Raw genomic sequence first — 12,622 nt, 5'->3', positions numbered from 1 at the left:
GGCGACGAGATTGGCTTTGATCCCCTGCGCGGCCAGCAGAGCTTTGAGAATGGTCGCATGCGCCTTGCAGTCGCCATAACCGGACGCGAGCACCGCCGATGCAGGCTGCGAGGTCCAGCCCCCGTCCTGAAATCCGATCCCGACATAGCGGATATTCCGGGCCACCCAGTTGTGGATTCGTTCCACCTTGAGGCGTATGTCGGCGGCATCCCCGACAATCTCGGTCGAGAGCTTCCTGAGGGCCTTGTCGGGTATCGCCATGGGCGCGTTGCGGGCATTTAGCATGGCCGCGAAAGCAGCATAATCCGCGAAGGTGCTGACCTCGAAGCGCCGGGCGTCGTCGAACGAGTCGATACCCATCAGGCGCGGCTTCGGCGTCTCCTGTTTCATGCGCACATGATGAATGATCCGCTTGCCGGATCTCTCTTCGCTGTGCTCGACGTTCCCGGCGATATGCAGCGGCTTGGAGGCCGGGCCGTCGAGCGTAATTTCGATCAACTCGGGGGGTAGATCTGCCGGCTGGATCCAATAGTGCGCAAACTCTCCAGCGAATTCAGGCCGCTTCGCCTTGTAGGTCAGGCGTCCCTTTATTTTATCACCCGGGGCGACATTTGAATAAGCGATGATCCTGTGTCGCTGCTCGTCGAAATAGGGCGAAGACGTATCCGCCGATGCCGGGTGGTCGCGGATGGTACGCTGGTCGACAGCGATCAGGCTCCCATCCGCCTTCAGGGTAGCAAGCTCATTGGAGCTCAATTCGGTGAAGTAGCTGTTATAGGGGATGTCTTGCCGTGAGATGGCCTCGGCGCCTTTCTCGTCGAGCGCCTGGATTTCGAAATCGAAAACGAACGTGCTTAACCCCTGCTCGTCGAAAGTGACCTTGTAGCGACTGACCGTTCGCCGCCAACCTGGATCGACCCAAACCGGGCCCTGATGTGCGCTTGGCGTGTCCGCCGCGTTGGCGGCAACAACGGTCGACGAGATCAGCAATAACAGCAAAGCCGGAAAGATACGCGCGATCATGTTGCCAAAGCCCTGCGACCGACGGTTACATCGGCGGCTCAAATAACATCAGGAAATTACCGCCCCTCCCCTTAGATAGAAAAAATTTTATATACTCTCACACGGTGCGATCGGGCTGCCGGGGATTGGTGCGTTTTGAAGACCCGGCTGCATCGCCGTCGTCAGGAGGCCTGCCGGAAGCCCTAGACCGTGCGCCACAGCCACTCGGCGAGCTTGGCAAGCCCGTCGCCGAACAGCAGCAGCACCGCCGACCAGACCAGCGCCGAGACGAAATTGGCGATCTGAAATCGCCCGTATGGCATCTCGAATATCCCGGCGGCGAGCGGCACCGAGGCCCGCAGCGGTCCGAAAAATCGACCGATGAAGATGCTCGGCACGCCCCAGGTTTTCACAAAGGCTTCGCCGCGCTCCAGCAATCCCGGATAGCGCGACAGCGGCCACATCTGCGCGACGTGTTCCTTGTATCTGAAGCCGAACCAGTAGGAGACCCAGTCGCCCAGCGCCGCGCCCAGCCCGCCGGCGATCCAAACCGGCCAGAAGCTGATGCCGCTGACGCCGATCAGCGCACCGATCGCCACCAGCGCCCCCCAGGCCGGGATCAGCAGCGAAATGAAGGCAAGCGACTCGCCGAACGCCAGCAACAGTACGATCGGCGCGGCCCAGGCCTGATGGTCGCGCACGAAGTCGGCCAACGCGCGCCCAAAATCTTCCATTCCGAACGCCCTTCCCGGCGATTGTCCTGTTTGAACCTTTTCTAGGGTTCGATACCTAAGAACAGGTAAGCGAGCCCCGTCAGCGACATCAAGTCACAAAGACGGGGACCGCGCGTGAGCGCCCGCTCGCCTGATCGTGGTCGCGCCGACGGCGCTGTTTGCGGTGATTGTGTTCCGGGTTTAGCGCATCTAGGGGTCGCGCGGTTTCAGCTCTGCGGCGCCGGCGAAGGCTTTCTTGGCGGGCGCGGTCTTGCCGGCCGGGCTGGCGCTGGTGCGAGCGGCTGCAGGGTCACGATGACCGGATTCGGTTTGTGATCCAGCGCGGCACCGGTAACGGCATCCACGCCCATGCCGACTACGCCGCCGAGAAGAAGGTTGCCGGCGAATCCCGCGGCGCCGGAGCCGGGAATATCTTTCGTGAGAGGGATGGTTTGCGGCTCATACCCCTCCTTGTTGATCGTCACGGTGATATCGGCGTTCCGCTTGGCCTGAACCACGCAGGGCGTGACGCAGGCGGTCGGGATATCGAGTCCGGAAATGTCCGCTGTTGCGCCGGCTTTGCGCAACCTTCGCGTGAAATCAAGGAGCCCTTGGGGGGCGTCGTTAATCGAGGGGGCGTTAGAACTTTCCCCGCGCAAGCCATCCCCCCTTGGAACATCGGTCGAGTGCCCCTGCCGTCACTTTTTACGCTCATCCATGGCATAGTCAGGACAACCGATTCGCTGGCGCCGTCGCGCGCGACACATGAAAAAGTATGAACAAGCCATTGAAATCTCCAGCTAAAGCAAAATCCACCAACGACCTTTTCGGGGCCTCGGAACCGAAAGGCCGCAGCCCTCTGAAGGTCGCTTCACGCTCTGCCAGCGCGGAAGCCGGCTACACCGCAGCCGATATCGAGGTGCTGGAAGGGCTCGAGCCGGTACGGCGCCGGCCCGGCATGTATATCGGCGGCACCGACGAAAAGGCGCTGCATCATCTGTTCGCCGAAGTGATCGACAATTCCATGGACGAGGCCCTGGCGGGGCACGCCACTTTCATCGAAGTGGAATTGAGCGCCGACGGATTTTTGACCGTCACCGATAACGGCCGCGGCATTCCGGTTGATCCGCATCCGAAATTCCCGAAAAAATCCGCGCTCGAAGTCATCATGTGCACGCTGCATTCCGGCGGCAAATTCGACTCCAAGGTTTACGAGACCTCGGGCGGTCTGCACGGCGTCGGCGTGTCCGTGGTCAACGCGCTATCCTCGCGGCTCGAGGTCGAGGTCGCCCGCAGCCAGAAACTCTACCGCATGACGTTCGAGCGCGGCCAACCCAAGGGCAAGCTCGAGGATCTCGGCAAGATCAACAACCGTCGCGGCACCCGGATCCGCTTCAAGCCGGACGCCGAGATTTTCGGCGCCAAGGCCGTCTTCAAACCGCAGCGGCTGTTCAAGATGGCGCGCTCCAAGGCCTATCTGTTCGGCGGCGTCGAGATCCGCTGGCGCTGCGATCCGGCGCTGTTGAAGGGTCTAGAGGATGTGCCCGCCGAGGACAGTTTTCACTTCCCCGGCGGCCTGAAGGACTATCTGGCCGCAGCGATTCATGCCGACACACTGGTGCACCCCGATATCTTCTCCGGCAAATCAGGGCGCGTCGGCGCGCACGGCGCCTGCGAATGGGCCGTCGCCTGGACCGCCGACGCCGACGGCTTTCTCTCGTCCTATTGCAACACGGTGCCGACGCCCGATGGCGGCACCCATGAATCCGGCATGCGCAGCGCACTGCTGCGGGGCCTGAAGGATCACGCCGAGCGCGTCGGCCACGGCAAGCGCGCCGCCAGCATCACCTCGGAAGACGTCATGGTGGGCGCCGCCGTGATGCTCAGCGTGTTCGTGCGCGAGCCGGAATTCCAGGGCCAGACCAAGGACCGTCTCGCCACCGCCGAGGCCCAGCGCATCGTCGAACAGGCCATCAAGGATCCGTTCGATCATTGGCTGTCGGGCAATCCGCTGCAGGCCAACAAGCTCCTTGATTTCGTCATCGAGCGCGCCGACGAGCGGCTGCGCCGGCGCGCCGAGAAGGAAATTTCCCGCAAGACCGCGGTGAAGAAGCTTCGGCTGCCCGGCAAGCTTTCCGACTGCACCAACACGGCCGCCGAAGGAAGCGAACTGTTCATTGTCGAGGGCGACTCGGCTGGCGGCAGCGCCAAGCAGGCGCGCGACCGCAAGACGCAAGCCATCCTTCCCCTGCGTGGCAAGATCCTCAACGTCGCGTCTGCGACCAAGGACAAGCTCACCGCCAACGCGCAGCTCGCCGACCTGATGCAGGCGATCGGCTGTGGCACCGGGACCCAGTACCGCGAGGAGGATCTGCGCTACTCGCGGATCATCATCATGACCGATGCCGACGTCGACGGCGCGCATATCGCTTCGCTTTTGATCACATTCTTCTATCGGCAGACGCCACGGCTGATCGATGAAGGTCATCTTTATCTCGCAGTGCCGCCGCTCTACCGCCTCACCCATGGCAGCAAGACGGTCTACGCCCGCGACGAGGCCCATAGGGACGCGCTGTTGAAGAGCGAATTCAACGCCAATGCCAAGGTGGATATCGGCCGCTTCAAGGGCCTGGGCGAGATGATGCCGGCGCAGCTGAAGGAAACCACCATGGACCCGGCCAAGCGCACCATGCTGCGGGTGGTGCTGTTGGCCGACGATCGCGAGGGCACCGCCGATTCGGTCGAGCGCCTGATGGGCACCAAGGCGGAAGCCCGATTCGCCTTCATCTCCGACAAGGCCGAATTTGCCAGCGAGGATCTGCTGGACGTTTAGGCCTCAACTGGCCGGCCGGCGGGGTTGCGGAGGGCAGTTCCGCCCTTCCGGAGCCGATTTGGGGCCGTTTTCGGCTCATTTGCCCTCCATCCCCGGAATTCTCCGGACCGTTTTCCCCTAGGTGTGCCCGCCCGGCAACAGCATTTTCGGTTGAACTGGCTATAGTCCGGCCATGAGGTTTTGAGATTCCACATTCGCACCACGCGATCAGGTGCGACGCCAGCCACACCGGGGATTTGAAGATGAAGAAATTAGTGCTCGCTCTGACCGCGCTGGCGGCTTTCACCGGATCGGCCATGGCGGCCGATATGGCTCCCCGCTACACCAAGGCTCCGGCGCCGATGGCGGTCGCTCCGAACTGGACCGGCTTCTACATTTTCGGCGGCGGCGGCGGCGGATTGTGGGCGGCTGATCAGCACGTCCAGACGACGGCAGGCGCCCTGCCCCTCAGCATCGATCAGCGTCAGGGCGGCTCCGGCTGGTTCGGCACCGTCGGCGCCGGTTACGACTGGCAAGTCAACAGCGGCTGGGTCGCCGGCATCTTCGCGGACGGTCAGTTTGGCAGCCTGAAGGGCACCATTCAGGATCCGATCGCGGGCTGGACTGCTTCTGAGAAACTGCAGGACGCTTGGGCGGCCGGTGTGCGCGTCGGCTACCTCGTGGCGCCGAACGTCCTCTCCTACGTCAACGGCGGCTACTCCGGTTCGCACTGGTCCGGCACGACATTCTTGAACACGGCCAGCGGCGCCCCGGTCGGTGACCACACCAATTCGTTCAACCGCAATGGCTGGTTCATCGGCGGCGGTGTCGAGAACAACCTGAACATTTTCGGCATCTCGGCTCCCGGCTGGTTCATGAAGACCGAGTACCGCTCGGCCTTCTACGACCGGAAGAACGTCAACGAGCTGGTCGACGGTACCAATGCTCTCGTCGGACGCGATATCAGGCTCAACACCTGGACCCAGACCGTCTCGACCTCGTTGGTCTACCGCTTCAACTGGAGCGGCCCGGTGGTTGCCAAGTACTGATCTCTGCTGAACATCCAGCAACTGAAAAGCCCCGGCAAAGTCCGGGGCTTTTTTGCGCCGTTATGCCGCGCGCCATGGCCGTCGCGCAAGCCTCGAAGCGCTGCCTGCTCTTGCCCAGACCAGGCGGGCACGCCACTCTGGCCGCCTCCCGCGCCGAGCTAGCGCGGCCACAACGGGCGAGGAAATGCCATGCGCCAATTGCTTCTAATTCTGGGCCTGCTCGCGCTCGCCATCGGGCTGCTCTGGATCGGCCAGGGCACCGGCACGATCGACTGGCCGAAATCGAGCTTCATGATTCGACAGCTTCAGTGGGCCGGCTACGGTGCGGCGCTGGCCGCCCTCGGCCTGGTCTTGATCTGGCAGAGCAAGCGCTGACGATTCCAGGGGAATTGACCATGAAGAAGGGTCTATTCGATCTCAGCGGCAAGGTGGCGATCGTCACCGGCGGCAACGGCGGCATCGGCTTCGGCATGGCGCAGGGATTGGCCGACGCCGGCGCTGATATCGCGGTCGTCGGACGCAATGAAACGAAGTCGATCGCTGCGGTCACCGAGCTCAAGGCACGCGGCGTCAGGGCGATCTCCGTCACCACCGATGTCACCGACAAGGACGCCGTCGTCGCCATGGTGGAGCGGACCGTGCGCGAGCTCGGCCGCATCGACATTCTCGTCAACAACGCCGGCATCAATATCCGCAAACCGCCGCACGCGCTGGATATCGCGGAATGGGACAGCGTGATCAGGACCAACCTCACCAGCGCGTTCCTGTGCTCGCAGGCGGCCTACCCTGCCATGAAGCAGGTGGGGGGCGGCAAGATCATCAACATCGGCTCGATGTTGTCGATCTTCGGCGCCAGTTTCGCGCCCGCTTATGCCGCCAGTAAGGGCGGTATCGTGCAGTTCACGCGCTCCTGCGCGGTCGCGTGGGCCGCCGACAATATCCAGGCCAATGCGGTGCTGCCGGGGTGGATCGACACCGATCTGACCACGCGCGCCCGCGAGCAGATCGAAGGCCTGCACGAGAAGGTTCTGGGGCGCTCGCCGGCGGCGCGCTGGGGAGCGATCGCAGACTTCGCCGGCATCGCGGTGTTTCTCGCCTCACCCGCGTCCGACTTCGTCACCGGCGCCGCCATTCCCGTCGACGGCGGATTTTCGATCATGGGTTAGATGCGCTGGCGCGCGGCGCGAAATAAAAGGCCCCGGACAAATGCCGGGGCCTTTCTTCTCCGGAAGCTTTGCAGTGCTCAGTAGTTCGAGACCAGCGGACCGTTGAACTTGTAGCTCACCCGGGCGACGGCGGACTGAATATCGCGCGGCTTGGCGTCAAAGCTGTACACGCCAGGCGCAGGGCCGCCGAGTTGATAGCTCTTGGTCTGGATCGCCGCGTAGTCGTATTCGAGGCCGAATATCCAGTTCTGGGTCACGCCGTATTCCCAGCCCGCGCCAACCGTCCAGCCATTGTGCCAACGCGTATCCCAGCCGGAGCCGGTAACAGGATCCGAGACCGCCATGTGGCTGCTCGCGCCGGCATAACCGCCCTTTGCATAGAACAGATTGTTGTTCACGGCGAAACCGGCGCGCCCCGTGATGGTCGCCATCCAGTTGGTGCGCCAGCTGAACACGTCGTCCCGCGCACCGAACACGTTGTTGGACGCGGTGCCGTGGTTGTCCATCCCCGAGATCGTGCCTTCGAGGCCGAACACGTAGTTGCTGGCCTGCCAGTTATAGCCGACCTGACCGCCGCCAAATACGCCGGCGCCGTGCTGGGCGAAGCCCTGGCCCGGAGTGAGATCTCCGAACGCTGTGGTATTACCGGTATTGGTCCAATTCTGGTTGGTCTGCGAACCACCGATATGGCCGCCGACATACAGGCCGGCCCAGTTGTAAACCGCATAAGGCAACGCCGGCGCCTTGGTGTAACCATAGGGCGCGAGGTCCGCGGCAGAAGCAGCGCCTATTCCGAGCGCAGTGAACGCCAAAGTGACAACGAATTTCGACCGGATCATCTGTCATCCCCCAAAGAGACTTTTTCCCAATACCTGCCTATCGCGGAGTCCTTGCCAATTTGTCGACGAACGCGCGTGCGGCTGCAAACATGCGCAAGCGCGGCTCGCCATCGTGGCTTATGGTTAATTCGCGATCAGTCGCGGCGCGCGATACGCTGCAGCGGTTTCACGCGAAAGCTTGCCCCGGACTTGATAGCGGGAAGCGGACCGGTCGCGTCATGAAAATGCGTCAAATCAAAATCTCAAGTCCCGTTTCGGTTTCATCGAAGCGGGATTCTAGCGCCGGAAACTCTTGATCTCGGAAACGCTGCCGTCGCGATAGGTCAGTTCCACCGACACGAACTGGGTCGAGGGCGCGAGCTTGAGATAAGGCTGCGCGTCGTGCGGAATGACGCTGGGATCCCTCATATCGCAGGGCGGCATTTTCAAGACCTTGTCCGGCACCGCGCTGTCGATGCCGACTCGCACTTCGCGGATCGCGCAGCGATACGACATCAGATGGGTGTAATAGACGAGCAGCCCGTTGAACTCACGAAACGACAGCCAGCTGGTCGCGGTCATGTCGAGGATCTTGCGCTGGTCGTGGATCAGCGCCGCTTCAGGATCGAACCTGATCGGGAACGGTCCCTGCAATTCGCCCGACGCATCGACATAGCGCAGTTGAATCGTCGCCGCCGGCGCGTCGGCGGCCAGCTCGATCGACGGATTGGGCATCCGCTTGCGGGTGCGCGCATCGAGCGTGTCGAGAAAGCCGGTCTCGCGAAATTCACCGGCGTCTCCGATCCGCCATGAAATCCCCAGCGTCGGATCGGCGATCGAGAACACCACCGTCCAGCCGCCATTGTGGCGGGAGAACATCGCGACCGGCGCATTGACGCTGTCGTTCGACGGCGCCTTGCGCGGCACCGACACCGGCGGAAGTGCCGCGACCTGCTGCGGCGGCGCAGCCGGCTTTGCGGCTTCCTTCGAGGCGTCGGACTGGCCTTTGGCAGCCCCATTCAGGAACACGTCGTCGACCATCTGGTCGAAATAGACCGGGATCTGCTTGTGGCTGACGGTCTCCGCCATCTCGCTGACGATACGGCGGGTGTGCTGCGCGACCTGAACCAGATTCTCGCCGGGCTGCAGTAGCTCTTTTGAAAACGTTCGCGTGAACACCGAATTGGGATTGTCGTCATTGTTCGAGAGGCGATCGAGCGCGGTCTGGCGTGGACCGGCCGAGAAGACCGAGAACACGCCTTCCGGCAATTGCGTCATCGGCGCGAGACCGCCGCCGCCGGCCACCGCGCGCGTCCCTGCACGCTCGAACGGATTGTTGCGGCAGGCATCGAACACCAGGATGGCGGTGCGCACCTTCTTGTTCTGCAGCCGTTCGATGACGCGGTCCGCGAGGACAGAGGCGTCGCGCACCAGTTCTTCCTGGCCCTCGGTCGCGGCCGGCACGTCGGTCGGCAGCAGGAAGTTCTGGCCGGCGATTTCAAACCCGTGGCCGGCATAGAAGAAGAACGCGGTATCGCCGGCCTCGACCGCCTTGTCGAACGCCAGCAGCGTTTCGCTGAAGGACTGCCGGGTCTGGTTTTCCGCCACCATCACGGAAAAGCCGAGCTGCTTTAAGGTATCGCCCATGGTGCGGGCGTCGTTCACCGCCTTCTGCAGTTTTGGAACGTTCTTGTAATCGTTGTTGCCGATGACCAGCGCGACGCGCTTTTCGGCATGCGCCGGGGCGGTGAACGCCAGCAACGACGCCGCGAAACCGACCGCCAGGACGGCCCAGAACGATAACCAGTTCCTCATCCGTATTCCCCACCTTGCGCCACGTCATCAGCGAGGTCGCGCCAACCATTGGCTTGGTCGGCAAGGGCGCGCCACCGGTTCAATCCAGCGCCAGCACCGATTTGCGCCACCCGCACGTGTACGGAAGTGAGCACAATCGCGAGAAGCGACGACCGATCGCCAACATCGCCAGCAGCCGACGATGCCGCAGGCAGTCTGATCTGCGATGCGAGGTGATGGCAACCAGCCGCGGGCCGACCGCGGGAGCATCCGCGGGCATCGAGGCGGGCTCTTAAAACACGGCCTTTCCGGTCGCCCTAAGCGGCATTTGTGCAAAAACATTAAGCTTTTTCAACGCTTGGCGCCCCTGCTCCATTGACTTTGCCCAATTCGCCCCTATCTTCCGGTTCGACGCGGCCCGGTATCGAAACGCGATATCTTGATTAAGCCGCCTGTCTGCGTATCCGAAAATCCCGAGCAAATTTGCGTGCCGTTCCGGGGTTGAGCGCGACAGTTATTTCCGGGATTCCAAGCGGCGGTTTCTACCAGAGGCTCAATGTCTTTTTCTCATCTCGGCTTGTCCGACAAGGTGCTCGCCGCCGTCGCGGCCACCGGCTACACGACCCCTACCCCCATTCAGGAACAGGCGATTCCCCATGTTCTGGCCCGCCGAGACGTTCTCGGCATCGCCCAGACCGGCACCGGCAAGACCGCTGCCTTCGTCCTCCCGATGCTCACTTTGCTGGAAAAGGGCCGCGCCCGGGCTCGAATGCCCCGCACCCTGATCCTGGAACCGACCCGCGAACTCGCCGCACAGGTCAAGGAACAGTTCGATAAATACGGCGCCGGCCAGAAACTCAACGTCGCCCTCCTGATTGGCGGCGTCTCGTTCGGCGACCAGGACATCAAGCTGACGCGCGGCGTCGACGTCCTGATCGCAACCCCCGGCCGGCTGCTCGACCACACCGAACGCGGCGGGCTGCTGCTCACCGGCGTCGAATTGCTGGTCATCGACGAAGCCGACCGCATGCTGGACATGGGCTTCATCCCGGACATCGAGCGCATCTGCAAGATGATCCCGTTCACGCGGCAGACGCTGTTCTTCACCGCGACGATGCCGCCCGAAATCGCCCGCATCACCGAAACCTTCCTGCACAATCCAGTCAAAATCGAAGTTTCGAGGCCAGCGACGACAGCCGTCGGCGTGTCGCAGTTTCAGGTCCCGGTCGGCCGCGAGCCGCACGAAAAGCGCGAACTGCTGCGCCGCCTGTTGCGCGAGGCCAAGGATCTCAACAACGCGATCATCTTCTGCAACCGCAAGCGCGAAGTCGCCCTGCTGCACAAGTCGCTGCAGAAGCATGGCTTCAGCGTCGGCGCCCTGCACGGCGACATGGATCAGTCGGCGCGCACCGCCGCACTCGACCAATTCCGCAAGGGCGAAATTCCGCTGCTGGTCGCTTCCGATGTCGCCGCCCGCGGCCTCGATATTCCCACCACCAGCCACGTCTTCAACTTCGACGTCCCGCATCATGCCGACGATTACGTCCATCGCATCGGCCGCACCGGCCGCGCCGGACGCGCCGGCACCGCGATCTCCATCGTCACCCCGCTCGATCAGAAATCCATGATCGCGATCGAAAAGCTGATCGGACAAACCATTCCCCGCGTCGAAGGTCACGCCGAGAGTTCGGCGATCGACGGCCCAGAGGCATCATCCGGCGGCGAAACCGAATCGCCACGGCATCAGCGTGGACGCGAAGGCTCGCACGACGGAGCAAAAGAAGGATCACGTGAGGGTTCGCGCGGCGGCCGCAAGCCGCGGCGGGAACGCGAGCCCCGGCGCGCCGCCACCGGCGGCCGCCATTCCGGCCCGAAGCCGCAGGCGCCGGCCGCGGCGTTCACTCCGCCGGTCGCGCCCGCGCCCTCGCGCACGCCCTCGATCGGCCGCGCCGAGGCGCCGCAGGCGCCGCGCGACGCTGCTTCCGAGCCCGCCGATCACTCGCATCTGCCGGCATTCCTGTTGCGCCCCGTTCGCGCCCGGGTTTGAACTTCCGTTAAACAGCGGTTGGAACTCGTTTACCGGTCGTTCATTCTCCTCCCTTAACTTGGCGGCGATAATGATGAAATTATTGCTGCACTGAGCGGGCAGTTCTGTCCGCTGTTTTGGGGACGTGATCTGTGATCAATGTGCTGGACGACCACGAACGCACATTGGCCTTCGCCGAAGTCGCGTTGGGCCAGATCAAGTCGCTCCGGCAGACCGCCATCCCCCGCAATTACGAAATCTGGTACGTCTACGCGACCGGATACAATTCACCGCTCAACAAGATCATCAACGAGACGCTGGCGCGCAACGGGAAGTTGACGGAGGCCGATCTCGAACAGATCTACGAGACCTATTTGTCGCAGATCAAGACCAGCGAGCGCATCGACAAGGTCGGCGCGCGGGTGATCGGCGAAATCGACGATGTGATGGCGCTGATCAACGAAGCGCTTGGAATGTCGGCGAGTTACGACGCCAGCCTGACCGGCGCGGCGCAAGAACTTGCCGACGCCAAGACCGGCGATCAGGTCAAGTCGGTTGTCGAGACGCTGGTGAAATCCACCCGCGCGATGCGCGATACCAACAAGGCGCTGGAAGACCGGCTGTCGCTGTCAAAGACCGAGATCAGCAACCTGCAACACAGCCTCGAGGCCATCCGGACCGAAAGCCTGACCGATCCGCTCACCGGACTCGGCAACCGCAAGTATTTCGACCGCTCGATCGATGACGCCGTGCAGAACGCGCTCGCCAACGGCGAGCCGCTGTCGCTCCTGATGTTCGACATCGACCACTTCAAATCGTTCAACGACTCCTACGGCCATCTCACCGGCGATCAGGTACTGCGGCTGGTCGGCATGTCGCTGAAGCAGACCATCAAGGGCCAGGACATCACCGCCCGCTACGGCGGCGAGGAATTCGCGGTCGTGCTGCCCAACACCGCGCTGCGCCAGGCGCTGACGGTCGCCGATCACATCCGCCGCGCCGTGATGTCGAAGGAATTGAAGAAGAAGTCCACCGGCGAAATTCTCGGCCGCGTCACCATCTCGGTCGGCGTTTCCATGCTGAAGCCGGACGACGATACGGACTCGCTGATCGAGCGCGCCGACGCCTGCCTCTACGCCGCCAAGCGCAACGGCCGCAACCGCGTCATCTGCGAAGTCGACCCGGAATACGCCGCCGAGAGCCGCAGCCAGGTCGCCTGATATCGTGGACGGGCAAAGGCGC

General features: G+C 62.9%; 11 protein-coding genes. 6 read left to right on the top strand and 5 right to left on the bottom strand.

Annotated elements, in window-relative coordinates; all coding sequences use genetic code 11:
• From QZ213_RS14950 to QZ213_RS14940, 3 genes are all read right to left on the bottom strand, one after another.
• A partial coding sequence (locus QZ213_RS14950; RefSeq protein WP_291686856.1) for a DUF3857 and transglutaminase domain-containing protein occupies positions 1 to 1,023 on the bottom strand: 1,023 nt, incomplete at its 3' end.
• A 182-nt stretch (positions 1,024 to 1,205) separates the two neighbouring features.
• Positions 1,206 to 1,736 carry a DedA family protein gene (locus tag QZ213_RS14945; protein ID WP_291686855.1) on the bottom strand — a complete coding sequence of 177 codons (531 nt, stop codon included), beginning with the start codon at positions 1,734 to 1,736 and terminating at the stop codon, positions 1,206 to 1,208.
• Positions 1,737 to 1,942: 206 nt separating this feature from the next.
• Positions 1,943 to 2,302: a translation initiation factor 2 gene (locus tag QZ213_RS14940; RefSeq protein ID WP_291686854.1), complete on the bottom strand. Its 360-nt coding sequence runs from the start codon at positions 2,300 to 2,302 to the stop codon at positions 1,943 to 1,945.
• A 188-nt stretch (positions 2,303 to 2,490) separates the two neighbouring features.
• Between QZ213_RS14940 and parE the strand changes: the two genes are divergently transcribed.
• The 4 genes from parE to QZ213_RS14920 all read left to right on the top strand — a co-directional run bounded on the left by parE (position 2,491) and on the right by QZ213_RS14920 (position 6,742).
• Positions 2,491 to 4,548 (top strand): DNA topoisomerase IV subunit B, encoded by a 2,058-nt coding sequence (gene parE, locus QZ213_RS14935; RefSeq protein WP_291686853.1) that lies wholly within the window; start codon positions 2,491 to 2,493, stop codon positions 4,546 to 4,548.
• Positions 4,549 to 4,790: 242 nt separating this feature from the next.
• On the top strand, positions 4,791 to 5,576 hold the full coding sequence (locus QZ213_RS14930) for a porin family protein (protein WP_291686857.1): 786 nt from the start codon (positions 4,791 to 4,793) through the stop codon (positions 5,574 to 5,576).
• A 189-nt stretch (positions 5,577 to 5,765) separates the two neighbouring features.
• Entirely contained in the window at positions 5,766 to 5,951 is a 186-nt protein-coding gene (locus tag QZ213_RS14925; RefSeq protein ID WP_291686852.1) for a hypothetical protein, read from the top strand.
• A 20-nt stretch (positions 5,952 to 5,971) separates the two neighbouring features.
• Positions 5,972 to 6,742, top strand: a complete 771-nt coding sequence (locus QZ213_RS14920; RefSeq protein ID WP_291686851.1) for an SDR family oxidoreductase — start codon at positions 5,972 to 5,974, stop codon at positions 6,740 to 6,742.
• Between the two features lie 77 nt (positions 6,743 to 6,819).
• On the opposite strand, the gene QZ213_RS14915 is transcribed toward QZ213_RS14920, so the two are convergent.
• Positions 6,820 to 7,581, bottom strand: coding sequence for an outer membrane beta-barrel protein (locus tag QZ213_RS14915; protein WP_291686850.1), 762 nt, complete (start codon positions 7,579 to 7,581; stop codon positions 6,820 to 6,822).
• 276 nt (positions 7,582 to 7,857) lie between these two features.
• Positions 7,858 to 9,375, bottom strand: a complete 1,518-nt coding sequence (locus QZ213_RS14910) for a caspase family protein (RefSeq protein WP_291686849.1) — start codon at positions 9,373 to 9,375, stop codon at positions 7,858 to 7,860.
• A gap of 535 nt (positions 9,376 to 9,910) precedes the next feature.
• Between QZ213_RS14910 and QZ213_RS14905 the strand changes: the two genes are divergently transcribed.
• Together QZ213_RS14905 and QZ213_RS14900 are read left to right on the top strand one after the other, a co-directional pair.
• Positions 9,911 to 11,401, top strand: a complete 1,491-nt coding sequence (locus tag QZ213_RS14905; protein WP_291686848.1) for a DEAD/DEAH box helicase — start codon at positions 9,911 to 9,913, stop codon at positions 11,399 to 11,401.
• Between the two features lie 131 nt (positions 11,402 to 11,532).
• Entirely contained in the window at positions 11,533 to 12,600 is a 1,068-nt protein-coding gene (locus tag QZ213_RS14900; protein WP_291686847.1) for a GGDEF domain-containing protein, read from the top strand.
• The last annotated feature ends 22 nt before the right edge of the window (positions 12,601 to 12,622 follow it).

The organism is Bradyrhizobium sp. (assembly GCF_017881085.1).
In the GTDB taxonomy this organism is placed as follows: Bacteria; Pseudomonadota; Alphaproteobacteria; order Rhizobiales; family Xanthobacteraceae; genus Bradyrhizobium.
The sequence above is the reverse complement of the archived record's forward strand: the minus strand, read 5'-3'. Positions and strand labels throughout refer to the sequence as shown.

Excerpts from the sequence above, each read along its gene's own strand:
- QZ213_RS14945 (WP_291686855.1), bottom strand. The coding sequence starts at position 1,736 with ATGGAAGATTTTGGGCGCGCGTTGGCCGACTTCGTGCGCGACCATCAG.
- parE (WP_291686853.1), top strand. The coding sequence starts at position 2,491 with ATGAACAAGCCATTGAAATCTCCAGCTAAAGCAAAATCCACCAACGAC.
- QZ213_RS14930 (WP_291686857.1), top strand. The coding sequence starts at position 4,791 with ATGAAGAAATTAGTGCTCGCTCTGACCGCGCTGGCGGCTTTCACCGGA.
- QZ213_RS14925 (WP_291686852.1), top strand. The coding sequence starts at position 5,766 with ATGCGCCAATTGCTTCTAATTCTGGGCCTGCTCGCGCTCGCCATCGGG.
- QZ213_RS14920 (WP_291686851.1), top strand. The coding sequence starts at position 5,972 with ATGAAGAAGGGTCTATTCGATCTCAGCGGCAAGGTGGCGATCGTCACC.
- QZ213_RS14915 (WP_291686850.1), bottom strand. The coding sequence starts at position 7,581 with ATGATCCGGTCGAAATTCGTTGTCACTTTGGCGTTCACTGCGCTCGGA.
- QZ213_RS14910 (WP_291686849.1), bottom strand. The coding sequence starts at position 9,375 with ATGAGGAACTGGTTATCGTTCTGGGCCGTCCTGGCGGTCGGTTTCGCG.
- QZ213_RS14905 (WP_291686848.1), top strand. The coding sequence starts at position 9,911 with ATGTCTTTTTCTCATCTCGGCTTGTCCGACAAGGTGCTCGCCGCCGTC.